23 protein-coding genes are annotated in these 25,343 nt (G+C 58.6%); 10 read left to right on the top strand and 13 right to left on the bottom strand.

Annotated features, from left to right (window positions below; all coding sequences use genetic code 11):
- Positions 1-10 precede the first annotated feature (10 nt).
- The 4 genes from F3I21_RS11715 to F3I21_RS11700 form a co-directional block, all read right to left on the bottom strand.
- Positions 11-1,951, bottom strand: a complete 1,941-nt coding sequence (locus F3I21_RS11715; RefSeq protein ID WP_021509066.1) for a methyl-accepting chemotaxis protein — start codon at positions 1,949-1,951, stop codon at positions 11-13.
- A gap of 463 nt (positions 1,952-2,414) precedes the next feature.
- Positions 2,415-2,744, bottom strand: a complete 330-nt coding sequence (locus F3I21_RS11710; protein ID WP_150058968.1) for a YebG family protein — start codon at positions 2,742-2,744, stop codon at positions 2,415-2,417.
- A gap of 76 nt (positions 2,745-2,820) precedes the next feature.
- Positions 2,821-3,615 (bottom strand): SIR2 family protein, encoded by a 795-nt coding sequence (locus F3I21_RS11705; RefSeq protein ID WP_010618046.1) that lies wholly within the window; start codon positions 3,613-3,615, stop codon positions 2,821-2,823.
- Positions 3,612-4,172 (bottom strand): non-canonical purine NTP pyrophosphatase, encoded by a 561-nt coding sequence (locus F3I21_RS11700; protein ID WP_010618047.1) that lies wholly within the window; start codon positions 4,170-4,172, stop codon positions 3,612-3,614. Before F3I21_RS11700 ends, F3I21_RS11705 begins: the two co-directional genes overlap by 4 nt.
- Before the next feature lie 372 nt (positions 4,173-4,544).
- Between F3I21_RS11700 and F3I21_RS11695 the strand changes: the two genes are divergently transcribed.
- Positions 4,545-5,903 carry a bifunctional diguanylate cyclase/phosphodiesterase gene (locus tag F3I21_RS11695; protein ID WP_150058967.1) on the top strand — a complete coding sequence of 453 codons (1,359 nt, stop codon included), beginning with the start codon at positions 4,545-4,547 and terminating at the stop codon, positions 5,901-5,903.
- A gap of 325 nt (positions 5,904-6,228) precedes the next feature.
- On the opposite strand, the gene F3I21_RS11690 is transcribed toward F3I21_RS11695, so the two are convergent.
- The 8 genes from F3I21_RS11690 to F3I21_RS11655 form a co-directional block, all read right to left on the bottom strand.
- Entirely contained in the window at positions 6,229-7,140 is a 912-nt protein-coding gene (locus tag F3I21_RS11690) for an ABC transporter substrate-binding protein (protein WP_150058966.1), read from the bottom strand.
- A complete protein-coding gene (locus F3I21_RS11685) occupies positions 7,140-7,934 on the bottom strand; it encodes an amino acid ABC transporter ATP-binding protein (protein ID WP_021509061.1) in 795 nt (264 codons plus the stop codon). Before F3I21_RS11685 ends, F3I21_RS11690 begins: the two co-directional genes overlap by 1 nt.
- Positions 7,918-8,844, bottom strand: a complete 927-nt coding sequence (locus tag F3I21_RS11680) for an amino acid ABC transporter permease (protein WP_021509060.1) — start codon at positions 8,842-8,844, stop codon at positions 7,918-7,920. Before F3I21_RS11680 ends, F3I21_RS11685 begins: the two co-directional genes overlap by 17 nt.
- A gap of 11 nt (positions 8,845-8,855) precedes the next feature.
- Positions 8,856-9,368 carry a GNAT family N-acetyltransferase gene (locus F3I21_RS11675; RefSeq protein WP_021509059.1) on the bottom strand — a complete coding sequence of 171 codons (513 nt, stop codon included), beginning with the start codon at positions 9,366-9,368 and terminating at the stop codon, positions 8,856-8,858.
- A gap of 9 nt (positions 9,369-9,377) precedes the next feature.
- The gene (locus tag F3I21_RS11670; protein WP_058781522.1) at positions 9,378-10,310 is read right to left on the bottom strand and encodes an ABC transporter substrate-binding protein; all 933 of its coding nucleotides are present in this window, start codon (positions 10,308-10,310) and stop codon (positions 9,378-9,380) included.
- 17 nt (positions 10,311-10,327) lie between these two features.
- Positions 10,328-11,641 (bottom strand): LLM class flavin-dependent oxidoreductase, encoded by a 1,314-nt coding sequence (locus F3I21_RS11665; protein ID WP_058770232.1) that lies wholly within the window; start codon positions 11,639-11,641, stop codon positions 10,328-10,330.
- Between the two features lie 79 nt (positions 11,642-11,720).
- Positions 11,721-12,851, bottom strand: coding sequence for an amidohydrolase (locus F3I21_RS11660; protein ID WP_370515522.1), 1,131 nt, complete (start codon positions 12,849-12,851; stop codon positions 11,721-11,723).
- An 18-nt stretch (positions 12,852-12,869) separates the two neighbouring features.
- Positions 12,870-13,865 (bottom strand): MsnO8 family LLM class oxidoreductase, encoded by a 996-nt coding sequence (locus F3I21_RS11655; RefSeq protein WP_150058964.1) that lies wholly within the window; start codon positions 13,863-13,865, stop codon positions 12,870-12,872.
- Positions 13,866-14,284: 419 nt separating this feature from the next.
- On the opposite strand from F3I21_RS11655, the gene F3I21_RS11650 reads away from it, so the two are divergent.
- The 8 genes from F3I21_RS11650 to F3I21_RS11615 are packed head-to-tail and all read left to right on the top strand — an operon-like array spanning position 14,285 to position 22,692.
- Positions 14,285-15,907, top strand: a complete 1,623-nt coding sequence (locus tag F3I21_RS11650; protein ID WP_150058963.1) for a TIGR04028 family ABC transporter substrate-binding protein — start codon at positions 14,285-14,287, stop codon at positions 15,905-15,907.
- Positions 15,908-15,917: 10 nt separating this feature from the next.
- Positions 15,918-16,862, top strand: a complete 945-nt coding sequence (locus tag F3I21_RS11645) for an ABC transporter permease (RefSeq protein ID WP_190286100.1) — start codon at positions 15,918-15,920, stop codon at positions 16,860-16,862.
- Entirely contained in the window at positions 16,859-17,716 is an 858-nt protein-coding gene (locus tag F3I21_RS11640; protein WP_058770236.1) for an ABC transporter permease, read from the top strand. The genes F3I21_RS11645 and F3I21_RS11640 overlap by 4 nt, the downstream gene beginning before the upstream one ends.
- The gene (locus F3I21_RS11635) at positions 17,713-19,323 is read left to right on the top strand and encodes an ABC transporter ATP-binding protein (protein WP_150058962.1); all 1,611 of its coding nucleotides are present in this window, start codon (positions 17,713-17,715) and stop codon (positions 19,321-19,323) included. The genes F3I21_RS11640 and F3I21_RS11635 overlap by 4 nt, the downstream gene beginning before the upstream one ends.
- Positions 19,320-20,324, top strand: coding sequence for a putative FMN-dependent luciferase-like monooxygenase (locus tag F3I21_RS11630; RefSeq protein WP_150058961.1), 1,005 nt, complete (start codon positions 19,320-19,322; stop codon positions 20,322-20,324). The genes F3I21_RS11635 and F3I21_RS11630 overlap by 4 nt, the downstream gene beginning before the upstream one ends.
- A gap of 12 nt (positions 20,325-20,336) precedes the next feature.
- The gene (locus F3I21_RS11625; protein WP_059012116.1) at positions 20,337-21,440 is read left to right on the top strand and encodes an alkylhydroperoxidase domain protein; all 1,104 of its coding nucleotides are present in this window, start codon (positions 20,337-20,339) and stop codon (positions 21,438-21,440) included.
- Positions 21,441-21,442: 2 nt separating this feature from the next.
- Positions 21,443-21,820 carry a peptidase dimerization domain-containing protein gene (locus F3I21_RS11620; protein WP_059012118.1) on the top strand — a complete coding sequence of 126 codons (378 nt, stop codon included), beginning with the start codon at positions 21,443-21,445 and terminating at the stop codon, positions 21,818-21,820.
- 23 nt (positions 21,821-21,843) lie between these two features.
- On the top strand, positions 21,844-22,692 hold the full coding sequence (locus F3I21_RS11615) for a VOC family protein (protein WP_150058960.1): 849 nt from the start codon (positions 21,844-21,846) through the stop codon (positions 22,690-22,692).
- A 154-nt stretch (positions 22,693-22,846) separates the two neighbouring features.
- On the opposite strand, the gene F3I21_RS11610 is transcribed toward F3I21_RS11615, so the two are convergent.
- The gene (locus tag F3I21_RS11610; protein ID WP_150058959.1) at positions 22,847-23,089 is read right to left on the bottom strand and encodes a YdgH/BhsA/McbA-like domain containing protein; all 243 of its coding nucleotides are present in this window, start codon (positions 23,087-23,089) and stop codon (positions 22,847-22,849) included.
- Positions 23,090-23,733: 644 nt separating this feature from the next.
- Here F3I21_RS11610 and F3I21_RS11605 point away from each other — a divergent pair.
- A complete protein-coding gene (locus F3I21_RS11605; protein WP_127834936.1) occupies positions 23,734-25,317 on the top strand; it encodes an arylsulfatase in 1,584 nt (527 codons plus the stop codon).
- Positions 25,318-25,343: the final 26 nt, after the last annotated feature.

Raw genomic sequence — 25,343 nt, 5'->3', positions numbered from 1 at the left:
GTCACCGACCTCAGCTGAGGTGAAAACGTCCCACGGTATGCGCCAGCTGTGCCGCCTGGTCTTCCAGCGAACTGGCGGCGGCTGACATCTGCTGGACCAGCGCGGCGTTCTGCTGGGTGGTGCCATCCATCTCGTTCACCGCGATCGTTACCTGGCTGATGCCGCGCGCCTGCTCGTCTGACGCGGTAACAATCTCGCCGATAATGGTGCGCACCGAGTTCACCGCCTGCGTCATCTCCTGCATGGTTTTACCGGCATCCTGCACCAGCTGCACACCGCTGCCGACGCGCTGGCCGGACTCTTCAATCAGCGCAGCGATATCCTTCACCGCATTGGCGCTGCGCTGTGCCAGATTACGCACTTCCGACGCCACCACGGCAAAACCGCGTCCCTGTTCCCCGGCGCGCGCCGCTTCAACCGCGGCGTTGAGCGCCAGAATGTTGGTCTGGAAGGCGATGCTGTTGATAATGGCGGTGATGTCGCCGATTTTCTTCGCGCTGTCGTCGATTTGCGCCATGGTCTGCACTACCTGGCCCACCAGTGACTCACCGCGGCTGGCGATGTGCGTGGCGTTATCGGTCAGCGTCGTCGCCTGATGCGCGTTAGCAGCGTTGTGTTTCACCGTCGCGGTAATCTGCTCCATGCTGGCGGCAGTTTGTTCCAGCGCGGCCGCCTGCTCTTCGGTACGTGACGCGAGGTTGAGGTTGCCGCTGGCGATTTCACCTGCGCCCTGGCGCACCGACGCGCTGGCATCCTGAATCTGCCCGACAATCTCGCGCAGCTGGTTTTGCATGGTGTGCAAGGCGAAGAACAGACTGCTGCTGTCGCGCGCTTTCAGCGGGATAGCGTTATCCAGTTTGCCATCGGCCACCGCCAGCGCAATGGTGGCTGCGGTCAGTGGCTCACCGCCAATCGGCTTCAGCACTTTGCGACTAAATACCAGCCCAAGCAGTGCGCACACCACCAGGATGCTGATCACCATTAAAATCACCGCGTTAATCAGCTGACGGTGCGCCGCTTCCATGACTTTGCTCACCGGGGCCACCACGCCGAGATACCATTTCTGATCGCTGTTACCGATCACCACCGGCCGCCAGGCTACCAGCGCATCCTCGCCCAGAATAGCGTCATGCTGTTCGGTGACCGTGCTGCTGAAATTATGTGTGTCGCCCTTCCAGGCTTTGCTGGTCTGGCTTTTGTCCGGATAAGACACCACATTGCCCGCGCTGGAGAGCAGCATGGCGTAACCGCTGCCTTCCCACGGTTTGATGCTGTTCACTTTTTCCTGCAATGACGCCAGTGAGATATCGGACGTCACCACGCCCCACAGTTTGCCCTGGCTGATAATTGGCGCGGCCACCGAGGTCAGCAGCGTTGGCACACCGTTATAGGCATAGCTATAAGGTTCGATCAGCGTATCTTTCTGGCTTTTCTGCGGCAGCAGATAGTAATCGCCCTGGCCTGGCGTAAAGATTGAGGTCAGCGGATGCAGGGCAAAATTGCCGCCCTGGTCGCGATCGACGAAATAGGCGTAACGTCCTTTAGGTGCCGCGCCAGCCTGAGAGGCAAACTCAGCATCGCGTCCGTCAAACGCGTTTTCTTCGAAGATGACCGATATAGAGAGATAGTCCGGATTATCACGCAGTGCAGAGACCAGCAGCTTATCGGCCACTTTGCGGTCCTGCACGCCGGCAGCCGGCAGGGCAATCAGACTGTGGCCGAGGTTGTGTGCGACATCGCGTGCGTAACTCAGCTCCTGCTGGATTTGCAGCGCCTGACTCTGCGCAATCTGCTGTAAGTAACTTTCCGCCAGCGATTTTTGCTCATTGCTGGACTGCCAGCTGAGCACGCCGATAGTCACGGCGAAGCCGAGGGTGATGGTTAAGGCGCCCGTCAGCAGCATTTGTGTGCGGGTGCTCATTTTTTTCTTATTAGATACGGTTGTGGCCATGTCGGCGCTCCTGGTGTTGACACTTTATTACTGAAAAAGAATCACGCCCTGTGCACCTGCATCCCTGTAATCACTCTATCGGCGCACAATCCGGGAACTTGATGGCCTGGCAGGTCCGATCAGAAAACCATCAACCGCTGTTGTGGCGTCGGGTCGCCATTAAAAACGCTAAGACGATGCAGTAAAAAAGAGGGAATTTGATCTGGCGCAAGATCGCCACTTCGTTGTGCTGTCAGGTTATTGCGTACGGGCGCAACGCGCCGCATAACAAGAGGAATGCAACATGGCAGGTAAATTGAGTCTGGCAGGGTTAATGGTGGTCTGGCTGGTGTATGTGGCGTGGATGATCAGTTACTACTCAGGCACCTTCTCTCTGTTCACGCACTGATCCTTAGCACGGATCCCAGGCCAGCACAGAGGCTGGCCCGGATTCAGCAGCAGTAAAAAGCGAACAAGCTGTTACTCAGGCGGCTTTGACCGCACGCACCTTCTTCTCTTTTTCCGGCACAGCCGTATCGCTGTAGTCAGCAGCGGTTTCGCCGCTGTCTTTCACCGCGTCCGGCAGTTTGCTGGTGCGCAGAATGTGTTGCACCGCGTCTTTCTGTTCGGCCAGCAGCATGCCCAGCGCTTCGGCCTGGGCCTCATCCATCGCTGGCTGATGTTGCTGCAGCCAGTCGGTGAACGCGTCGGCCATATCGAGCATCTTGTCCCATGCATCTGCGTCTTTTTTATTGGCAAACGTCATCTTCTCTTCACCCTTTCTGACCACAACATATTTGGTTTCGACTGCCATGATGCACCTCATTTACTGTGTTTATATACAGTATATTTCATTCGGCTTTTTTTCGCCAACGGTTTCTGCTTGCCGTTTAAGCCAGCAGCTCTTCGAGGAAGGTTGCCAGCGCTTTGCGCGGATCGTCCTCTTCAGACACGATCATCTCAATGCCCCACTGCCCCAGTACCTCTTTCGCCACCGGATTATTACGGTTGGTGAACAGGTAGGATTTAGGCCGTGCGGTCGCCAGCCCGGTGCGGCCCCACATCTTGGTCAGGCGATAAAACAGCAGACGGATATTGAAATCGCTGATGCTGTAGCCAACAAACAGCACGGAGTTACCCATAACATCATGGGTCAGTTTGATATCCAGCGGCGAGTCAAAATAGAGCCGCTCAAAGTAGCTGCTCTCATCCAGCACAATGGAGGTATCATCGTCAAAGTCGCCATGGAGTTTAATAATATGGCGCTTATCTTCGGTCAGCGACACCAGATCGGCGGCATTAGCGACCTTGCTGTACGGCACGTTGTGCGCTTCATGCGCCATCTCCAGCCAGCGGTCGTAATTAGTGGTATAGATGCGCGAGAAATTGCCCTGAGTGATCATGGTGTGGATTTCAGAGCTGCGTACGTCGATGTCCGGACGGTGCCACTCGCGATCCATCCAGCTGCGCAGCGGGCCGAGCGAGCCTTTGCGCTGTTTGTAATACTCCGCCAGCGACAAATGGGTGCCGTAGGTATTGAAGATCTTCGGATCGTAGCCCAGTTCATTAGCCAGATGTGCAATCAGCTCGTGCCACTCCGGCAGTCCGAGATTGCGTGAGATGCCCGCACCGGCGAACAGAATCAGTTTGCCGGCATCGTAAGCGCGTTTGAGTTCCGGTTTCATGCCAGTCCCCGCGAAGTTTTCAGAAAGGTGGCAAAGCGATCCAGCGCCAGGCGGCGCATCGAGATTTCGTTTTTCAGTTCGCCCATTTCAGCGAACGTCTGGGTGTGCCCTTCGGGGATAAACACACAGTCCCACTGAAACTCACGCGGCCCCGCCGGCTCTCGTGCAATGGTGCCGCGCAGCTGGCCTTCAAACTGGTACATTTTGCGCCCGTCACAGTAGCCGAGGACGGTTTTGGCGGTCACGCCCGGACTGTCCAGCCCGTTCACCAGTTTGGTAAAGCGTTCCGCATTCAGCCGGCTCCAGAAGATGCGCGTCAGACCGGCGGGCAGGCCATTGAGCCCATCCAGATAAAGACCGGTATGCTCGACAAACAGCGGGCGGCCAATGATTGAAAAGGCTTTAGTCAGTTTGTCACGAACCAGCTCCACCTCATTTTCGGTCTGAATCTCTTCAATACGGCGCGCAATGGGCACCACTTCGACACCCACCGGCTCAAGGATGGTACGCACCTCGGCCAGCTTGAGTTCATTAGCAGATAAGAAACGAATTTTCATTGCAATCAGTATGTTGAAAGTGGGTTAGTCCAACCTGGTGACGCGTATCCGGCTGCGGTTCCGGCTGTTATTGTCCGGCACGCTGTCGCCGCGCCGCGTGGTCATTCTACTCTGCGGCGACGTCACTGGCGAGGAACAATCGGGCCGCGCTGCGCGCGCCTTCGCCGGTATAGCGCATCGCTTATCGCTGGCGGCGTTAAATATTGCACCTGAATGCGTTAATAGCGCTATTTGACGCCGCTTATGTCAAATATAAAAATCCGCGCTTAACGCGCAAATAATCTGAAAACAATTATGACAGTCGTCTCGCTTAAATATATTATGTGGCGTTTACACCTTCACGCGTCATGACAATAAAACCCGGAACCGTTTATGAACCCTTTGTTGAGTTCAGCCTGGTCGCGCATCCGTAATCTGCCCTTCATTCTGCAGGGTGATAGCCCGGAAAAAAAGCTCCGCCTGACGCTGCTGATTGCCGGCGTCGCCAGTATCGTGGCTGGTATCTTTATGGCAACCCTGAATTTCAGTCGCGGTCATCATGACATTGGCTGTCTGTATATCGCCAGTATAGCGCTGGGGGGCTACATCATCATCGGCGCCTTCAGCGACCGGCTGGAGCGGCATCTGGCGATCATTACCCATGCGTTATTATTTACCATCATCGTGCTGTTGCTGGTGGATAATCATCACGCTGCCGGCAAGCGTTCAGAATATAACTATCTGGTGGCCTTGATCATCGGTTCGGCACTGGTGTTGCGCCAGCAATCCTTTTATCTGAGTAAAATATTTCCGCTGCTGTGCCTGCTGTGTTATCTGTTTTTTGTCACCACCGGTTTGACCTGGGAAAATAATCGTTTCCATCTGAATATTCCGCAGGAAGCCGTTTTTACCGTTTTCAATTGTGCAGTGCCGGTGACGGCATTGCTGTCGACCGTGTTCACCTATGGCGGCAATTATTCCGCCACCGATCTTATCAAGCGCGAGCTCGCGTCCGCCATTGAGCGCCAGCAGCTGGAGCTCTATTACCAGCCGCAGGTCGATGGCGACAAAAATCTCATCGGTTTTGAAGCGCTGCTGCGCTGGAAGCACCCGGAGAAAGGCTTTATCTCGCCGGAAGTGTTTATTCCGGTAGCCGAAAAAAGCGGGCTGATTATCGATATCGGCAAGTGGGTGCTGGAGCGCATGCTGCAGCAAATCGTTGAGTGGGATCGCGTGCTGCGGCTGCCCCCGCTGGTGTTTTCCATCAATATCAGCCCGCTGCAGTTGATGCACCGCGACTTTACCCATGACACGCTGCTGACGCTGTCGCATTACAAAATCCGTCCCGAGCGGCTGAAGTTTGAAATTACCGAGACCACCTTTATTTACGATCAGCAGCGCATTGGGGATGTCATTAACCACTTCAGCCAGTTAGGGATTAAGTGGGCGATCGACGATTTCGGCGTCGGTTACTCTTCGCTTAAGTCGCTGAGTGATTTCGCTATTGATGATATTAAGATTGATAAATCCCTGATCATGCACATTTTTGAAAACGAATCGGCGGCGATTGTGGTGCAAAAGACCATTGAGTTGTCGCGCGCGATGGGGCTGAACGTGCTGGCGGAAGGGATTGAGAGCGAGGAGTATTTCGAGCACCTGCGCAATAAGGGCTGCCATTTATTCCAGGGCTACCATTTTGCCCGCCCGCTGCCCGCCGCCGAAGCATTGCAGTGGATAAAAAAAGCAGGATAAACCGGGCGGGATGACGTGTGGACGGATTGCTGTGTCCTCACGCAATACATCACATTGCACGAAACTGTAGCGGCGCGATTCATCGCGCGAATGTTCAGAAGCGCCATGCCCATCCCGTCATAGCGCAATAAATTGCGCCGCTACGCTACGTGCGAAGTGTCATTCTGGTGCTTGTAAACCGCACATCTTGTAGCGGCGCGATTTATCGCGCTAATGTTCAGAAGCGCCATGCCCTCCCGGCATAGCGCAATGAATTGTGCCGTTACCGCTATTGCCTGTGTTGTTGAACGGATAAAAACTCATCTCGCCGCTCTGCCACCCCGCCCTAATTCTCCTGATAAACAATCCCAGGCGGATTAACCTGCGAAATCTCTACTGCTTCGCCCTCTTCACCCCATCTTGCCAGCACCTGGTGGTACTGGCCGCCAGCAATAGCGCCGTTGATCGCCTGCTGCAGCGCGACGTCCAGGCCATTGCCCTTCTTCGTGGTGACCGCCACCCAGGCGCGAAACGGTCCGTGCCCGACAATTTTGGTTTGCCCGCGCGAAGCCACTTTCCACGCCGCCATGGCCTGCGGGCCAAATGACGCATCGGCCCGGCCAGAGAGCAGCGCCAGCGTGGCGGAGGCATCATCGTTGAGATAAATCGGTTGCACCGGGGCCAGGCCCTGCGCCCGATTCTTCTCATCCCAGCTGAGTAAGATTCGCTCCTGATTGGTGCCGGAGCCCACGATAATCCGTTTGCCGGCCACGTCTTCCCGGCGACGAATCGCGCTGATTTTACTGTCCGCTTTCACCGCGAAGGCGTGGTTATCCGCGCGATAGGTGGCGAAATCAAACTTCTGCTTGCGCTCCTCGGTCACCGCGATATTAAACATCGCCACATCATAGCGCCCTGCCGTGATGCCCAGCGGCCAGTCCTCCCACGCCGCCGGCACCAGCCTGAGTTTCAGACCGAGGCTGTCGGCCAGCAGGCGCGCAATGTCCGGGTCGCTGCCGATCAGCGTTTTATTATCAGACGCCCAGAGGCCAATCGGCGGTGAATTATTGGCTGAAGTGGCGACGGTTAAATAGCCGGGTTGAACAAAATGAAATCCGGTGGGGATCTTCGCGATCGCCTGCGGATTGGCCGCCATGGTGATCGGCGTTTCGTTATGACTGGCGTCCAGCTGTTGCGCGCCTGTCGCGGGTGCCGCCAGCACCGCACCCGCCAGCGCGACTATGATCACTTGCTTCATTACAGCACCCGGGCGAGGAAACGTTTGGTGCGCTCATGACGCGGCTGATTCAGCACCTGCTGGCTGCTGCCCTGCTCAACCACGCGACCGTCAACCATAAATACCACGTTATCTGCCACTTCGCGCGCAAAGCCGATCTCGTGCGTGACAATCACCAGCGTGGTGCCGGATCGCGCCAGCTTTTTAATCACATCCAGCACTTCGCCCACCAGTTCCGGGTCGAGCGCCGAAGTCGGCTCATCAAACAGCATCACACGCGGGTTGAGCATCAGCGCACGCGCAATCGCAATGCGCTGCTGCTGACCGCCAGAGAGATGCCGCGGCCAGGCATCGGCTTTGTGCCGCAGGCCGACCACATCCAGCAGCTCACCGGCGCGATCGATCGCTGCCCGGCGCGACAGCTGACGATGGGCAATCGGCGCTTCAATCAGATTTTCCAGCACCGTCAGGTGCGGAAACAGATTGAAGTTCTGGAACACATAGCCGACGTTGATGCGCTGCCGCAAAATCGCCTTCTCTTTCAGCTCATAGAGTTTATCGCCGCGCCGCTGGTAGCCGATGTAATCGCCATCGATCTGAATAAAGCCTTCATCCACGCGCTCCAGATGATTGATGGTGCGCAGCAGCGTCGATTTGCCAGAACCGGACGGCCCGAGGATCACCGTCACCGAACCGGGAGCCAGCTCAAGCGACACCTCATCCAGCGCTTTATGCCGGCCAAACGTCTTGCTGACGCCGGTAATACTGATGGCGCCGGTGGTATGCAGATAGCGGTAATCAATGGCTTCGGACATGAGACAGCTCCTCGTTGACGGCGGGGTTCACGCTGCGGTTGCGCCACTGGCGCCAGCGCGAAGGTTGCGGTTCACGCGTGACGCTGCGTGCCAGCCAGCGCTCGACGCTGTGCTGCAGCAGCGACAGTACGGTGGTGATGATCAGATACCAGGCGGCCCCGACCATTAGCAGCGGGATCACCTGCTGGGTGCGGTTGTAGATCATCTGGATGGTGTAAAACAGCTCGGGCATCGCCAGCACATACACCATTGAGGTGCCCTTGGCGAGGCTGATGATCTCATTAAAGGTGGTGGGAATAATCGCGCGCAGTGCCTGCGGCAGAATGATGCGAAACGTGCGACGCGACGACGATAATCCCAGCGCCGAAGCGGCTTCAAACTGACCGTGATCGACACCGAGAAACCCGCCGCGAATAATCTCCGCGCTATACGCGCTCTGCACCAGCGTCAGGCCAATCACCGCCGCCGGGAACTGGCCGAGCACGTTAATGGTCTGGAAGTGCCCCCACGACAGGGCGGTGAAAGGAATACCGAACGACAGCGTGTCGTACAGATACGAGAAGTTATACAGAATGATCAGCACCACAATCAGCGGCAGCGAGCGAAACAGCCAGATATAGCCAAACGCCAGCGTGCTCAGCAGCCACGATGACGAAAGCCGCGCCAGGGCCAGCAGGCCGCCGAATATCAGGCTCAGCAGCGTGCCGCACAGCGTCAGCAGCAGCGTTTGTCCCAGGCCATTAAGAATCACCGGATCGAAAAACCAGCGGGCAAACACGCTCCACTCCCAGCGCGGATTAAAGGCCACGGAATCGATTACCGCCGCAAGGATAAATAGCGCGATGATGGCACCGACGGTACGCGCCGGATAGCGTGCCGGCACCACGGTCAAAGGTTGTTGCTTACTCATGGTGGCTCTCCTTAGCTGGCCTGCGCCACGTTGTGCACATCAATGACTTTCAGAAAACGCAGTCGGCCATCGTGCGGCGGCTGGCCGTAAATCTCCATATCTTCGCGCAGCTCAAACTGCGGCTGATAGCCGTGGCCGATATACAGCTGTACCGCTTCCGGCTGACGGAAACCGGTGGTGAGAAACACGCGCTGATAGCCTGCGCGCAGCGCCCGGCGCTCCAGCTCCTGCAGAATCAGCAGTGCCAGTCCCTGACGGCGCAGGTCACGCCGCGTCCAGATGCGCTTCAGTTCGGCGGTGGTAGCATCCCACGGTTTGTAGGCGCCCATGGCGATGATCTCACCGTCGCGCTCCAGCACGATGAACAGCCCGCGCGGCGGCAGATACCACTCGGTCAGCTCGACTTCATTGTGTTTTCTGAAGAAATCGCCGTAGCGTGCTGCATATTCACCAAACAGACCGTCAAGAATCGGCTGCAGCTCCGGCGCTTCCGGTGACACTTCGCGGAAAAATTGCTGGCTCATGCCGCCTCCTTAATCGCCCAGTCCGGGCGGATTGATCTCGGAACGATCCAGACGCTCCACGCCTTCACCCCAGCGGTTCAGCACCTTGTCGTAGTCACCGTTTTTGATCACGCCGTTGAGTGCGGTGTTGATTGGCTGCACCAGCCCGTTGTCTTTCTTCACCGTCACCGCGATGTGCGCCGCCTTCGGCCAGCCGCCGTCCACGCTACCCACCAGCCGGGTCTTTTTGGTCAGCGCCGCTTTCCATGCGCCAATCACGTTAGGGCCGAAGTAAGCGTCGGCGCGCCCGGCCTGTAACGCCAGCGTCTGCGCAGCGTCATCTTTGGTATAAACCGGTGTGAAAGGCTTCAGTCCCTTAGCCTGATTCTCTTTATCCCAGGCCAGCAGGATGGCCTCCTGATTGGTGCCGGAGCCGACGATGATGCGCAGGCCGGCAATATCTTCTGCCTTGCTCAGCGAGGTAATCGGGCTGCTGGTTTTCACATAGAAGCCCAGCGAATCTTTGCGGTAGGTGGCAAAATCAAAACGCTGTTTACGATCTTTGGTCACCGTCACGTTGGTGATCGCCGCGTCATATTTGCCCGATGCCACGCCCAGCGGCCAGTCCTCCCACGAGGTGGGCACGATGTTGAGCTTCAGCCCGAGGCTGTCGGCCACCAGACGCGCGATATCCACCTCACTGCCCAGCAGCGTTTTATTGTCGTCGCTGAATACCGTGAGCGGCGGCGAGTTGAGTGCCGCCACCGCCACGGTGAACGATCCCGGCACGGCAAATTTGTGGCCCGCCGGAATTTGCGCCACGGCGGCAGGATTCTCTGGCGTGTTGATGGGCGTTTTATTGGCGGCAAGGCTCACCTGCTGACCATTGACGGCCACGTCCTCGGCCAGTGCCGCACTGCTCAGGCTCAGTAACAGCAGCACAATCAGGGATTTTTTCTGCATAGCGTGTTTTCTCATCGTTATTGTGGTGTGAACTGGTTGAGCGGTTGTTTCAGACCAAAGCTGGCGCGCAGCGTGCTGCCCGGGTATTCGCGACGCGTCAGGCCGCGCGCCTGGAGAACCGGAATCACCTGATCAACAAAACGCTCGAAGGTGTCCGGCGTGCCGCCCTGAATAATGAAACCGTCAGTGGCTTCGGTTTCGAACCACAGCTGCAGACCATCCGCCACCTGCTGTGGCGTACCGTGAAACAGCGGACGCGGCGTCGCGGCTTCCAGCGCCGCCTGGCGCAGCGTATGGCCGTGTTCGCGCGCTTTGCGTTTGATTTCGTCAGTGGTGCTACGGAAGCTGTTCTGGCCAATGTCGCCAATGTCCGGGAACGGCTGGTCGAGCGGATACTGCGAGAAGTCGTGATGGTCAAAGAAGCGACCAAGGTAGTTGAGTGCATCCTCAATCGACACCAGCGCCGCGGTGGTCTGGTACTGGCGCTCGACGTCTGCGTCATCCTCCCCCACGATCACACTGACGCCCTGGAAAATGTGCAGATCGCCCGGTTCACGCCCGTTCGCCACCAGCTGCTGCTTCACATCCCGGTAGAACGCCTGCGCCTCTTCGCGCGTTGGCTGATGAGTGAAGATGGCATCGGCATGACGCGCCGCCAGCTTGCGGCCATCTTCCGAGGCGCCCGCCTGAAAGATAATCGGCCGGCCCTGCGGCGTGCGCTCAATGTTCAGCGGCCCCTGTACCTGGAAAAAATCACCGTGATGATTCAGCGTGTGCAGTTTGTCAGGCGCATAGAACTGACCGCTGGCTTTATTGCGCACAAACGCGCCCTCTTCCCAGGAATCCCACAACCCTTTCACCACCTGCAGGTATTCGTCGGCGATGCGGTAGCGCAGCGCATGCTCGGGATGCTGCTGACGCGAAAAGTTTTTTGCCGAGCCCTCCAGCGGCGATGTCACCACATTCCAGCCCGCGCGCCCGCCGCTGAGATGGTCGAGACTGGCGAACTGGCGGGCGACGGTGAACGGCTCACTGTAGGAGGTAGACACCGTACCGACCAGGCCGAGATGCTCGGTGACGCCGGCCAGCGCCGACAGCAGCGTCAGCGGTTCAAAGCGGTTAAGAAAGTGCGGGATCGATTTCTCATTGATGAACAGGCCATCGGCGACAAACAGGAAATCCAGTTTGCCAGCCTCGGCTTTACGGGCGATACGGCGGGCGTAATCAAAACTGATGCTGGCATCCGCCTGCGCCGCCGGATGACGCCAGGCGGACATGTTGCCGGATGCGCCGTGCAGAATGGTGCCGAGGCGCAGTTGTCTTGCAGTCATAATCGTCTCTCTTTGCTCATGGCGCAGCCTGCCGGCGATAGCCTTATCGCCGTACAGCGCTGCCAGAAATGGAAGAAAATCAGTTAATGATGGCGTCGCGACATCGCGCGTTTAGCTGCTGCAATGCCTGTTGCGCCAGCTGACTAAAGTAGTGTGCCGCCGGGGCGATCAGCGCTTCATCGGGGTTGAAGCCACCGTGATGCAGGCCAAATTCACTGGCGCTGCCAATGCTGACAAACGCGCCAGGGAGCTGCTGCAGGTAATAAGCGAAATCTTCGCCGCCAAGGTGTAGCTCAGCCTGTTGCACCTGATAACCCACCTGCTGCGCCACCTGACTGGCAAACTGTGCCCAGTGGGCGTCGTTCTCCAGTACCGGCGGCCCCGGATGCCAGCTAAAGGTGGCCGTGGCACCGCTGGCGGCGGCGATATTGACCACCACCTCACGCGCACGCTGCTCCAGCTGCGCGCGCACCTGTTTATCGTGCGTGCGCACCGTGCCGCCAAATTCCGCTTCAGCCGTCGGCTGACCGTCGTGCCTGTGCGCATCAATCCGCGTGACGCTCAGCACCAGACTGTCCAGCGTATTAAAGCTGCGGCTGGTAAGGGATTGCAGCGCCTGAATAATCTGGCTGGCGACCAGGATGCTGTTCACGTCCGCGCGGGTGCTGTGCACGCGCACCACAAATTTATCGGCGTTGGCATAAAACGCACCGCTGCGCGTGGCAAAGGTGCCCCTGGGCAAACCCGGTTCGTTGTGCATGCCAAAAATCGCCTGCACCTGATCCAGCACCCCCGCGTCGATGAACTGGCGCGCGCCCTGAGCAATCTCTTCCGCTGGCTGGAACAGGATGCGCACCCGCCCCGGTAGCTGAGCTTCCTGTGCTTTCAGCTGCAGCGTGGCACCCAGTATCACCGCACTGTGCACATCGTGACCGCAGGCGTGCATGACGCCGGCTTGCCGTGAACGAAAAGGCAGCCCGGTGGCTTCATGGATCGGTAATGCATCGATATCGGCACGCAGGGCGATCAGGGGCGCGCCCTGACCCACTTCCGCCACCACGCCGGTGTGCAGCGGATAATCCAGCAGGCGCACGTCAGCCTGCTGCAGCCAGCGGCGCAGCCGCGCGCTGGTTTCCACTTCATGACCGGAGAGTTCCGGCCAGCTGTGCAGCTCGCGCCGCCAGTCAATCAGCTGCTGTTCGTTTACTATCGTCACAGGACCTCCCGGTCAGGCGCTAACCAGACGATGCGTCGCCAGCAGTTCGAGGGATTTCACCCGCGCCTGCTCCTCCGCCACCGGCGTATCAATAACAAACTCTTCAATGCCGTAGCGCTGGTGCAGCGCATCAAGCTGCGCGTGCACCTGTGCCGCGGTCCCTTTCAGCAGCGACGGCGTGCGTGGCTCAATCACGTAGTCACTGAAGCCGCCCTGACGCACATAGCGCTCAGCCTGTTCAATGCTGCCGACGTTAACGCTCTGTCCGCCCGTCACGCTGACGTGATAAATACGCAGTGTGTCGACCAGCAGGTCAGCTTCTGCCGGCGAATCCGCCACCACCACCTGCACCGCCACCAGCGCACGCTGACCCTGACTGTGCTGGCGATAGCTGTTCAGCACCTGCGCCATCAGTTGCGGATCGCCGTTGTGGTGTGCGGCGAACACCAGCTGCCAGCCGAGCTCTGCCGCCAGTCGGGCGCTCGCTTCGCTGGCTCCGAGCAGAAAGCGATTGGCCGGACGCGGCGGCTGCGGCGTGGCGCGCAGGATCTCCTCATCCCCCACCGGCGGCACACTGAGCCAGCTATCCAGCAGCGCCAGCTGTTCGGCAAAGCTGCCTTTCTCCTGCTGGTGCACCCCCAATTGCAGCGCGCGGGTGGAAAGCGGCAGCCCGCCGGGCGCTTTCCCCACGCCCAGGTCGATACGTCCAGGTGCCAGCGCAGCCAGCAGGTTGAAGTTTTCCGCCACTTTATAAGGGCTGTAGTGCTGCAACATCACGCCGCCGGAACCCACGCGGATATGCCGGGTCTGGCCAATGATCCAGGCAATCAACAATTCCGGCGAAGGACTCGCCAGCTGCTCGCTGTTGTGGTGCTCCGCCAGCCAGAAGCGGTGATAACCCCAGGCTTCCGCGCGCTGAGCCAGCTGCAGTGTGCGATGCAGGGCCTGCGTGGCGCTCTCACCTGCTGCAATCGGTGATTTGTCGAGCAAACTCAGTCGGTATGACATGCGCCTGTTCCTTATTTCGATGAATAGGGTTGCGATGAATATGGCGCTTAGTGTGGCGGGGAGATTTATATTTCGTAAAACAACTAAATCGGCAAAGCGAATCAGGAAATGAGAAATAGTCATAATACTGGTTGATGAAAGCCTGATTTTTCGTAAAGCGGATTTCGCTTTCTATCGGGTTAACATTACGCGAGCCGGTAATGATCCGCAGCAGCAATAACCTCAGTGCAGGTTTTCAGGTTGAGAAAAAAACAATTTTTATCGAGCCAGGAAAACAACCCGGTAATTGCGGCATACAATTAATTCTCCGCTTTTGTTATTTTCGCAAAAGCTTAGTGCAATTCATTGGTTCAACTCACGGGTTGCACATTTGATGATGATTTCAGCCCACCGGGCACTTGATAACAAAGGAAATCATCATGAAGACGCATTTTCACTTGCGGGCGCTGAGCTTAGCCCTGCTGACAGGGATATTTAGCGCCCACGCGGCGGAGACGCCGGTCAAAGGCGGCACGCTGATTTATCTGGAACAGCAGGCACATACCAATCTTTATCCGCCGGCCGGGGGTTTTTATCCCAACGGCGGCATTCTCAATCAGATCACCGACAAACTGACGTGGCAAAATCCGAAAACGCTGCAGGTGGAACCGTGGATTGCCGAAAGCTGGAGCAGCAACGCGGATAAAACGGAATATACCTTTAAAATTCGTCCTGGCGTCACCTTTTCCGATGGCACGCCGCTGGATGCGAATGCCGTAGCGAAAAACTTTGATACTTACGGACTCGGTAATAAAGCCCAGCGCCTGCCGGTATCTGAAGTGATTAATAATTACGAACGCAGCGAAGTGATTGATCCCCAGACGGTGAAATTTTATTTCAAACAGCCCTCACCTGGATTTTTACAGGGCACCGCCACCATTGGCTCCGGGCTGGTTTCTCTTAGCACGCTGCAGCGCAGTTTCGACCAGCTCGGCGATGCGCGCCATATTATTGGCTCCGGGCCATTTGTGGTCAGCGATGAAAAGCTTGGACGGGAAGTGGATTTAACCGCGCGCAAAGATTACCAGTGGGGACCGAAAAACAGCACCCAGCAGGGACCGGCGAATCTGGCTGGTATCAAATTTATCGTCACACCGGAAGATAGCGTGCGCATCGGCGCGCTGCTGGCCGGCCAGGCCGATTTTATTCGCCAGGTGCAGGCGTATGACGAAAAACAGGCGCAGCAGCAGGCGTTCCCGGTTTACGCAGCGCCGACGCGTGGCGTCAACGACAGCATCAGCTTCCGCCCGGACAACCCGCTGGTCAGCGATCTGCGCGTACGTCAGGCGCTGTTGCACGCGACCAACGCGCAGCAGGTGGTGCAAACCCTGTTTTCACCTAACTATCCGCAGGCCACCTCGGTGATCGCCGCCTCGGCCGCCGGGTATGTCAACCTCGCGGACAAACTGAAATACGATCCCGCCCGCGCCAGACAACTGCTTGATGAGGCTGGCTGGCAGCCCGGCAGCGACGGCATCCGCGCTAAAGCGGGGCAAAAGCTGGCCCTGACCGTGTATGAATCGCTGCCGCAGCCGCAGAACAAAGAAGTGCTGCAGCTGGTGGCCCAGCAGTGGCGTCAGGTTGGCGTCCAGCTCACGGTGAAAGCCGGTGACGCCGGCAGCCGCACGCTGGACAACCTCGATCCGCTAAAAACCCCGCTCACGGTCTCGGAAGTGGGCCGCGCCGACCCGGACGTGGTGAAGAGCATGTTTTATCCCGCCAACCGCGATGCGCTGCTGCAAAAAGGCGGCTCCAGCGACAAAGTCCGGCATTTCCGTGACGACCAACTCAACAAGCTTTTGGTGGCAATCTCGGCCGAAGTCGATCCGGCGAAACGTCTGGCGCTCACCGGAGACGCCCAGCGTTATCTGCTGGATCAGGCTTATGTGATCCCGATCTTTGAAGAGCCGCAGGTGTTTGCCGGCGCGCCGTGGCTGAAGGGCGTGAGTTTTGAAGCCGTAGGCCGGCCGTCGTTCTACGGCGCATGGCTGGAAAAACATTGAGAGGATGATGATGCGACACGCACTGCTGCATAGAGCGGGGCAAAGCCTGCTGGTGTTATGGGCGGCATTTACCCTGTCGTTTTTGCTGCTGCAGGTGCTGCCTGGCGATGCGGTGCTGATCAAGTTCCAGAATCCGGATCTGGGTCTCAGCCCGCAGCAAATTACAGAGATGCGGCAGGCCTACGGTGCCGATAGCCCGATCTGGCAGCAGTATCTGCATACGCTGCTGGCGATGCTGCGCGGTGACTTTGGCTACTCGGTGCAGGCAGGTGTGCCGGTCAGCGATCTGCTGCGCAGCAATCTGCCCGCCACGCTGCAGCTGGCGCTGGCCGGATTTGCCGTTGCCTGCGTGGTGGCCTTCGTACTGGCGGCGCTGGCGCGACTGCCTGCGCTACGCCTGCTGCGTACGCTATTGCAGTCGCTGCCGGCACTGTTTATTTCGCTGCCGACGTTCTGGCTTGGCATCGCGCTGATTCAGCTGTTCTCCTTTCAACTGCGCTGGATCCCGGTGATCAACCCATCGCCCCTGCAGGGGCTGATTCTGCCGGTGCTGACCGTCGCCGTGCCCATCTCCGCCCCGCTGGCCCAGATACTGCTGCGCAGCATCGATCAGGTTGCTACTCAGCCGTTTGTCGCCGTGGCCCGCGCCAAAGGTGCCAGCGCACCACACGTGCTGTGGCGCCATATCATGCGCAACGCGCTGCTGCCGGTGCTCAATGTGGCCGGTTTGCTGCTGGGGGAATTGATCGCGGGCGCGCTGATTACCGAAACCGTGTTCGGCTTAAGCGGCATCGGTCAGCTGACCCAGCAGGCGGTCAACAATCAGGATGTGGCGGTGTTACAGGCGGTAGTAATGATCTCCGCACTGGCGTTTGTACTGATCAACCTGCTGGTCGATCTGCTGATGCCGCTGTTCGACCCACGTCTGCAAACCGTAGCCGGAGGAAATTCATGAGTCTGGTCGATTACTCTACCGCGCGTCAGGGACAGCCGGCCTTGCGGCGCGATCGTGCCCGTCGCCTGCAGCCTGGCTTGTGGCTGGCATGGACGGTGCTGGCGCTGGCATTCGTGGCGGCCGTGGCACCGCAACTGTTCACCCACTATAGCCCGACCGAAGGCATTGCCGGCGCGCAGCGCTTAGCGCCGCACAGTGCGCACTGGCTCGGCACCGATCAACTCGGACGCGACCTGCTGGCGCGCATCGTCTATGGTGCCTCGCAGTCGCTCTCTGCGGCGGTCGCGGCGGTGGCGATGGGGCTCACTGGCGGAACCGCACTGGGCGTCCTGGCCGGGGCCGTGGGCGGCCGCACTGAACAGGCGCTGATGCGACTGGTTGATGTGCTGCTTTCAATCCCGGCGCTGCTGCTGTCATTAAGCCTGCTGATCCTGCTGGGTTTTGGCACCGTGCACGCTGCGCTGGCGGTGGGCATTGCCTCGATTGCCAGTTTTGCCCGGCTGGCGCGCGGCGAAGTGGTGCGGGTTCGCCGCAGTGAATATGTGGAAGCGGCTTTCGGCAGTGGCGGCCGTTTCTGGCAGGTACTGTGGCGCCACATTGTCCCGAACTCGCTGACCGCGGTGATTGCCTTCGCCGCACTGCAGTTCGGTCAGGCCATTCTGGCGCTCTCAACCCTCAGCTTTCTCGGCTATGGCACGCCGCCACCGACCCCCGAATGGGGTTTGCTGATCGCCGAAGGCCGCAACTATCTGGCTACCGCGTGGTGGCTGACTACCTTTCCCGGCGTGGTGGTGGTCGCCGTGGTGCTGGCGGCGAATCGCGTCAGCCGTCAGCTGGCAGGAGGTGACGCATGACAGCGCTATTAAGCGTGGAAAACCTCAGCCTCAGCTATCGCCAGCGCGGCGTGTGGCGTGAAGTGGTGCATAACGTGAGCTTTTCCCTGCAGCCGGGCGAAATGGTGGCGCTGGTCGGTGAATCCGGCTCAGGCAAAACCACCACGGCCCAGGCGATTATCGGTCTGCTGGCGGACAATGCCCGGCGCGATAGCGGTAAAATTTTGCTGAACGGCACCGATATCGCTGGCTGGTCATCCCGGCGCATGGACAGCGTGCGCGGCGTGCATATCAGCCTGGTGCCGCAGGATCCCGGTAATTCGCTTAATCCGGTGAAGACCATTGGCGATCAGGTTGGCGAGATCCTGCAGCTGCATCAGAAGCTTAGCCGGACCGCGCGCCAGCAGCGCGTGCTGGAACTGCTGCAAAAAGTTGGGCTGAGCCATCCTGAGCAGCGCCTGCATCAATATCCGCATCAGCTTTCTGGCGGAATGAAGCAGCGCGTGCTGATTGCCATAGCCCTCGCCCTGCAACCACAGTTGATCATCGCCGATGAGCCGACCAGCGCGCTCGATGTTACGGTGCAAAAGCGCATTCTCGATCTGCTCGACCAGCTACGCCGTGAGTTCGCCACCGCCGTGCTGTTTGTCACCCACGACCTGGCGCTGGCCGCGGAACGCGCGGACCGTCTGCTGGTGTTTCGTCACGGTGAGATCCAGGAACAGGGAAGCGCAGCGACGCTGGTCAGCGCGCCACAGCATCCTTATACCCGCCAGCTATTACAGGACGCGGTGCCCGACGCTACTGCTCTGCCTTATCCGTCCGCAGCCCGTTTTTCCACACCGGCGATTCAGCTCAACGCCATCGATAAACAGTTTGCGCTTGGCAGGCAGCAGACGCTGACGGTGGCGAAAGCGGTCAGCCTGACGGTGCCACGCGGTACGACGCACGCGCTGGTAGGTGAATCCGGCTCCGGCAAAACCACGCTGGCGCGCATTCTGCTTGGCTTTGAACGCGCCGATCGCGGCAAAGTGGTGATCGACGGCATTGATGCCAGCAGCCTGCGCGGCGAAGCGCTGCGTCAGCTGCGGCGCAAAATCCAGTTTGTTTACCAGAATCCGTTTACCTCGCTCGATCCGCGCCAGACGCTGTTTAACATCATTGAAGAACCGCTGCGCAACTTCGGCTCGCTCAGCGCCGCCGCGCGCCAGCAGCGGGTGCGCGAGGTGGCGCAGCGGGTGGCACTGCCGCTGGATCTGCTGACGCGCAAGCCGCGCGAGCTGTCCGGCGGCCAGCGTCAGCGCGTCGCCATCGCACGGGCGTTGATCCCGCAACCGGCGATTCTGGTGCTGGATGAGGCAACGTCAGCGCTGGACGTCACGGTGCAGGCGCAGATTCTGCAATTGCTGCAACAGTTACAGCGCGAGCTGGGCCTCACGTATCTGTTTATCACCCACGATTTAGCCACCGTACGACGACTGGCACACAGCGTTACCGTGCTGCGCGCCGGCGAAGTGGTTGAACAAGGTGACACCGTCACACTGTTCAATGCACCGCAGCACCCTTACACCCGCGCGTTGATTGACGCCATTCCGGTTTTCCGTCCGCTGATTAAGGAGTCTGCATGACGCGCAAACGCATCGGTTTTTTTACCCGCCTGCTCGACGACACCACGGCGCAACAGCGCTACCGGCTGGCGACGGAACAGATTCAGCACGCTGAACGCTGCGGATTTGACAGTGCCTGGATCGCGCAGCACCACTTTCATGAAAAAGAAGGCGGGCTGCCCTCACCGCTGGTGTTTCTTGCTCACGTGGCCGCGCACACCCGTCATATCCGCCTCGGCACCGGCATCATCACCCTGCCGCTGGAAAATGCCCTGCGCGTGGCCGAAGACGCGGCGGTGCTGGACCTGCTGAGCGACGGACGACTGGAGGTGGGGCTCGGCTCCGGCGGCACGCCAACCTCATTTTTGCCGTTTGGCCTGACCAGCGAACAGCGCGCCGGCGTGTTTGCCGACCAGTTGCATACGCTGCTCAGCGCGTGGCGCGGCGACACGCTGGCCCATCCGGACAATCATCTCTATCCGCCGGCTCCCACGCTGGCGCAGCGTGTGTGGATCGCCACCTTTTCCGTTGCAGGCGCGACGCATGCCGGCCAGGCCGGTCACGGGCTGATGTTATCGCGTACCCAGCCGCGGCCGGCGGGCCAGCCGGACCTGTCGCTGCAGCAGCTGCAAAACCCGATGATCGATGCTTATCTCGCGGCGCTGCCGTCGGGCGTGGCGCCCCGCATCCTGGCTTCACGCACCGCGTTTGTTGCCGACTCGAACGACTACGCGCGTCGCCTTGCCGCACCCGGCCTGCAGCGCCAGGCGGAGCAGTTTCGCAAGGCGGGCCACGACATCACCGGCAGCACGCTGGAGAGCCACGCGCGCCAGCTCGATGCGCATATCGGCGATGCCGACGCGGTGCTGGCTTCGCTGCTGGCCGACAGCACGCTGACGCGCGCCACCGACATAACCTTCCAGGTGCACTCTATCGATCCGCCGCACGCCGATACGCTGCGTTCGGTGGCGTTAATTGCTGAACATATTGCCCCCACGCTGCGTGCGCTGGGTACCGCTTAACAGGAGAAAACCATGTCTCAGGCTACAGATTTACTGGCGGCGCTGGCCGATATCGACCCGGCTGCGCAACTGGCAGAGGCGCGCAACGTGCGTCAGGCCGCGACCCGACACGCTCAGGGCAGCTATGAGGTGCTGTTTGGCGAGGATGACGACGATTTCCCGCTGGCGCAGCGCTACGCGCTCGCCGGGCAGGTCGCCGGCTGGCACGGCGTCACGTCATTGCAGGCACACTATCAGCAGCAATCCAGCGCCCCCCCGGCAGATGCGCGCTTTGCCGCCGGTCGCGCCTTTGCTGAGCTGCTGAGCCTGCATCCGGTCGACGCCACACCGCAACAACTGACCACGCTGCGCCATGCCGGCTGGACGCCGCGCGGCATCGTCACGCTGGCGCAGCTGGTGGGATTTGTCAGCTTTCAGAGTCGCCTGCTGACCGGCCTGCGCCTGCTGAGCGGTGAAACATCGCGCGCGCAGCCGCATGCGGTGGCCGGCAAATGGCATAGCGCCCCGCTTACGGCCAGCGGTCAGACTGCGCTCACTGCGTTTACCCAGCAGGAGCTGGGCTGGGAGCCGTGGCTGGCAGCCAAACCGCTCAGCGAGTTTACGGCGGAAGAACAGGCGACACTGGCAAAAAACGGTCATAGCGAGTCCGACTATTTCCGTCTGCTGGCGCGCAATCTGCCGCTGCTGGAACAACGCACGCTGACGGATAAAGGCATTTTTTATACGCCGGGCGGTTTGCCTCGCGCCGAGCGCGAACTGGCGGCCACGGTGGTGAGTAAAGTCAACGGCTGCATTTACTGCGCGTCCGTGCATGCCCGCAAAGCCAGTCAGCTGTCAAAAGATGAGACTGCGGTGCAGAAACTCCTGAATGTCGCGCCGGGTGCCGAGCTGGCACACGGCCAGTCCGCGCGCTGGGCGGCGATTATCGATTTTGTCGCCACCTTATCGCTAACCCCGGTCGCCAGCAGCCAGACCCAACTGCAGGCGCTGCGCGAGCACGGACTGGATACGCTGCAGCTGCTGGACCTGATCCAGTCCGCCGCGTTTTTTGCCTGGGCCAACCGCCTGATGCTAACGCTGGGCGAACCTTTCTTACCCGAACAGCCGCAGGGATGACCATGACACACACGTTATCTGCCACACCGGCAGCGTTTACTGACCATTTTCATATCACCATTCACGGCAAAGGCGCTCATGCTGCACGTCCGCATGAGGGCATCGACAGTATCGTTACCGGCAGCCACATCGTCAGCGCGCTGGCGGCCGCCGGCCTGGATGTCACCCGCTTTCAGGGCGGCAACAGCTGGAACGTGCTGCCGCCAGAGGTCGTCGTGGAAGGCGTGCTGCACAGCGAGGATGCCAGCGCGCGCCAGCGATCATCGGCGCAGGCCGCGACGCTGGTCAGACATATTGCCCGGGCGTTCGGCGCCGACGCGCAGCTCGCCTGGCAACCGCAACGCGAAGCCGAACGCAGCGCGACACCGCGGTCATCGTAATGATGCGAACCAGGAGGCAGATAATGGCGATACCGGTACCCGTTCCACAGCTCGATCATGCAGTGATCAATGTTGCCGATCGGCTGGATGACGCCAGCGCGTTGTATCGCCGGCTCGGTTTCCAGCTCACGCCACGCGGCCATCATTCGCTTGGCTCCAGTAATCATCTGGCGGTGTTTGGTGATAATTATCTGGAACTGCTGGGCTATGAAGCCGGGCGTGCGCACCAGCGTCAGGATATCTGGCAGGCACCGGCGGGCCTGAGCGGTCTGGCATGGAAAACCGGCGATGCCGATGCGGTGTGGCGCTATCTGGAAAGTCAGGATATTGATGGCGATCCCGCCGCCAGTTTTTACCGGCCGGTGCAGTTGCCGGATGGCAGCGCACAGCAGGCGCGCTTTCGCACCGTACGCCTGCGCCCCGCTCTGGTGCCAAACGGACGCAGTTTTTTCTGCCAGCATGAGACACCGCAGGCGGTCTGGCAGCCAGTGTGGCAGCAGCATCCCAACGCGGTGACCGATATTATTGAGTTTGTGGTGGTGGCCCAGGATCCGGCAGCCGCCGCGCTGCCCTACAGTCGTTTATTTGGTGCCGATAAGCTCACCGCCTGCCAGCAGGGCGCGTTTGTGCTGAAAGCGGGCGTGGCCACCGTGCGCTTTGCCGCTGCGCACTATGTGACGCAGCGCTTTACCGGCCTGCCGCCCGATTATGACGGCAGTGCGCGTATGGCCGCGCTGACGCTGCGCAGCAGCGACTTACGCAGGGTGAAAGCCAGCCTGCTGCTGGGCGATGTGCCTTTTCGCGAAGAGTCGGATGCCATCGTGGTCAGCGCGGAACAGGCCAGCGGCGTGGCGCTGCGGTTTCAGCTATGAAAATATTGTCGGAGTAGATTGCCTGCTGACGACCTGGTAAGCGAACCAGATCTTAATCTCATCGCTTCCTGTAGAAATAGAAACACGACAACAGGCCGTTATTAAAACGGCCTGTTGTCGTGGCTATAACGCCTGATTATCAGCGTATAAATTTTTATTTATACACTGTTGCCGTACCCTGTATTTTCTTGCCTTCTTTGCCGGAGGTGATCACAAAATATTTACCCCCCATCTCATCGGCCTTTTTCGAGATTTCAGCCATGGCCTCTGCCGGTGAACTGTATTCATTATTGGTACTAACCTTACCAACTTCCTGATACTGCTTAGCCTCTTCTTTAGTAATCTCCTGCGCTGCCAGAGCCGATAAAGAGAAAGTTGACGCCACCAGCAATGACATTATTGCTACCGTAATTTTTTCATAAATCACCCCAGATTAATTGATTCCATCCCGTTCCGGATGGCCTTTTAAGGCTTAGGTGAGCCATAAAAATAACGCAAACCTGAACGCTGAAAAATATGACCCGCCTCGTAAAAAATAACCAAGCACTTTCAGTCCACGGAAAAATAATTCATATATTACAATATATTAAGTTATTTTAAGCTTATTCAAAATAAGAAATACCTTAGCCGAAATGCGGAGCAGTGCGATACAGCAGGAAAAAATCACTCTGCTGCTCACATTTTTAAAATAGCACTTGGCATTCCAGTTATGAGCCGCTATGGTTGCTACATAACCAGATACACAGCCTGCTCATTTTTTGCATTTTTATACCTTGGTTACTTTTATCCTCTCGCACACCGCATTTTTTTCGCCTGCACGCAGCCTGCGTGCAGCGGGCCACGCTTTAATAAAAACTATTTAAAATCACAGATAATCAGACTGACTGAGCACCGCCATTCCGCACCGGGAAATAGCTATCAAAAAGATGTGTTTATTCATCTATCGTCCTTTCAGGATAAGGAGGAAATAACCGTCTGCGCAGCACTTATTCGGTCGGAAAAATTCTGACCTGGTCGGAATACAATTATCGGAGTGCAGAAATGTCCAGATTACCTTTTAGCAAGTCACTATTAGCGTCCATGCTATCTGTGGCCTGCTGTTCCTGGAGCGCCCATGCGGCTCCTCAATCCCCGACGCCCTCTACCGCGCCCGAGCAAAATTCGGGCAAGCCTAACATCGTGGTGATTTTTGGCGATGACATTGGCTACTGGAACATCAGTTCCTATAACCAGGGCACCATGGGATACAAAACGCCCAACATCGACAGTATTGCCGCCGAGGGCGCCAAATTCACCTCGTATTACGCCGAGCAAAGCTCCACCGCCGGACGCTCGTCGTTTATCACCGGGCAGATGCCGTTCCGCACCGGCATGAGTAAAGTCGGTATGCCAGGTGCGCCGCAGGGCCTGCAGAAAGAAGATCCGACCATCGCCTCGATCCTGAAACAGCTCGGCTATGCCACCGGTCAGTTTGGTAAAAACCATCTGGGCGATCGCAATGAATTCCTGCCTACCGCGCACGGTTTCGACGAGTTCTTTGGCAATCTGTATCACCTGAACGCCGAAGAAGAACCGGAGAACCCGGACTATCCGAAAGATCCTGAGTACCGTAAACAGTTCGGTCCGCGCGGCGTCATTAAAGCCAGCGCGGATGGCAAGGTTGAAGATACCGGGCCACTGAACGTGAAACGTATGGGCACTGTGGATGAAGAGTTCCTCGCCGCCAACAACGATTTCATGGAGCGTCAGGTCAAAGCGGGCAAACCGTTTTTTACCTGGTTCAACACCACGCGCATGCACAACAAAACGCACATTAAACCGCAGGATCAGGGCGTGACCGGCCTCGGCGACTACGCAGACGGCATGGTTGAGCACGATAAAATGATCGGCGAGGTGCTGAAGAAAATCAAAGATCTGGGTATCGAAGATAACACCATCGTGATTTACACCACCGACAACGGTCCGATGATCGCCACCTGGCCTGATTCCGGCATGACGCCATTCCGCGGCGAGAAAAATACCGGCTGGGAGGGCGGGTTCCGCGTACCCGCGATGATCAAATGGCCGGGGCATATTAAGCCTGGCACGATGATCAACGATATTTTCGGCAGCAACGACTGGTTCCCGACGCTGGTTGCCGCAGCGGGCGTGCCGGATATCAAACAGCAGCTGCTGAAAGGCTATAAGACCAGCGCCATGACCTACAAAGTGCATCTGGACGGTTACAACCAGCTGGATTTCCTGCAGGGCAAAGGGCCCGATCAGCGTAATGAGTTCTTCTACTGGAGCGATGACGGCGATCTGTTAGCGATGCGCTACGGTCGCTGGAAAGCCCATTTCATGATTCAGGAACACACCGGCCTCGACCTGTGGAAATATCCGTTCGTTAAACTGCGCACGCCACTGATCTTCGACCTCGAGATCGACCCGCTGGAGCGCGGTGACAGCGGTATGGATTACAACCACTGGTTCTATGACCGTCTGTTCCTGCTGGGTGGCGCGCAGAAATATGCCGCAGAAATGCTGCAAAGCTTCAAAGAGTTCCCGCCTCGTCAGAAACCCGGCTCCTTCACCGTTTCGGATGTGCAGAAACTGATTGACGAAGGCAGCCCGGCCACCAACTGAGTTATCACTCACAGCCGGGCACGCCG

This window comes from Pantoea sp. B_9 (assembly GCF_008632015.1).
GTDB lineage: Bacteria > Pseudomonadota > Gammaproteobacteria > Enterobacterales > Enterobacteriaceae > Pantoea > Pantoea dispersa.
The sequence above is the reverse complement of the archived record's forward strand: the minus strand, read 5'-3'. Positions and strand labels throughout refer to the sequence as shown.

Bases quoted from the DNA above. Each gene is read 5' to 3' on its own strand.
- F3I21_RS11715 (WP_021509066.1), bottom strand. From the start codon at position 1,951: ATGGCCACAACCGTATCTAATAAGAAAAAAATGAGCACCCGCACACAA.
- F3I21_RS11710 (WP_150058968.1), bottom strand. From the start codon at position 2,744: ATGGCAGTCGAAACCAAATATGTTGTGGTCAGAAAGGGTGAAGAGAAG.
- F3I21_RS11705 (WP_010618046.1), bottom strand. From the start codon at position 3,615: ATGAAACCGGAACTCAAACGCGCTTACGATGCCGGCAAACTGATTCTG.
- F3I21_RS11700 (WP_010618047.1), bottom strand. From the start codon at position 4,172: ATGAAAATTCGTTTCTTATCTGCTAATGAACTCAAGCTGGCCGAGGTG.
- F3I21_RS11695 (WP_150058967.1), top strand. From the start codon at position 4,545: ATGAACCCTTTGTTGAGTTCAGCCTGGTCGCGCATCCGTAATCTGCCC.
- F3I21_RS11690 (WP_150058966.1), bottom strand. From the start codon at position 7,140: ATGAAGCAAGTGATCATAGTCGCGCTGGCGGGTGCGGTGCTGGCGGCA.
- F3I21_RS11685 (WP_021509061.1), bottom strand. From the start codon at position 7,934: ATGTCCGAAGCCATTGATTACCGCTATCTGCATACCACCGGCGCCATC.
- F3I21_RS11680 (WP_021509060.1), bottom strand. From the start codon at position 8,844: ATGAGTAAGCAACAACCTTTGACCGTGGTGCCGGCACGCTATCCGGCG.
- F3I21_RS11675 (WP_021509059.1), bottom strand. From the start codon at position 9,368: ATGAGCCAGCAATTTTTCCGCGAAGTGTCACCGGAAGCGCCGGAGCTG.
- F3I21_RS11670 (WP_058781522.1), bottom strand. From the start codon at position 10,310: ATGCAGAAAAAATCCCTGATTGTGCTGCTGTTACTGAGCCTGAGCAGT.
- F3I21_RS11665 (WP_058770232.1), bottom strand. From the start codon at position 11,641: ATGACTGCAAGACAACTGCGCCTCGGCACCATTCTGCACGGCGCATCC.
- F3I21_RS11655 (WP_150058964.1), bottom strand. From the start codon at position 13,865: ATGTCATACCGACTGAGTTTGCTCGACAAATCACCGATTGCAGCAGGT.
- F3I21_RS11650 (WP_150058963.1), top strand. From the start codon at position 14,285: ATGAAGACGCATTTTCACTTGCGGGCGCTGAGCTTAGCCCTGCTGACA.
- F3I21_RS11645 (WP_190286100.1), top strand. From the start codon at position 15,918: ATGCGACACGCACTGCTGCATAGAGCGGGGCAAAGCCTGCTGGTGTTA.
- F3I21_RS11640 (WP_058770236.1), top strand. From the start codon at position 16,859: ATGAGTCTGGTCGATTACTCTACCGCGCGTCAGGGACAGCCGGCCTTG.
- F3I21_RS11635 (WP_150058962.1), top strand. From the start codon at position 17,713: ATGACAGCGCTATTAAGCGTGGAAAACCTCAGCCTCAGCTATCGCCAG.
- F3I21_RS11630 (WP_150058961.1), top strand. From the start codon at position 19,320: ATGACGCGCAAACGCATCGGTTTTTTTACCCGCCTGCTCGACGACACC.
- F3I21_RS11625 (WP_059012116.1), top strand. From the start codon at position 20,337: ATGTCTCAGGCTACAGATTTACTGGCGGCGCTGGCCGATATCGACCCG.
- F3I21_RS11620 (WP_059012118.1), top strand. From the start codon at position 21,443: ATGACACACACGTTATCTGCCACACCGGCAGCGTTTACTGACCATTTT.
- F3I21_RS11615 (WP_150058960.1), top strand. From the start codon at position 21,844: ATGGCGATACCGGTACCCGTTCCACAGCTCGATCATGCAGTGATCAAT.
- F3I21_RS11610 (WP_150058959.1), bottom strand. From the start codon at position 23,089: ATGTCATTGCTGGTGGCGTCAACTTTCTCTTTATCGGCTCTGGCAGCG.
- F3I21_RS11605 (WP_127834936.1), top strand. From the start codon at position 23,734: ATGTCCAGATTACCTTTTAGCAAGTCACTATTAGCGTCCATGCTATCT.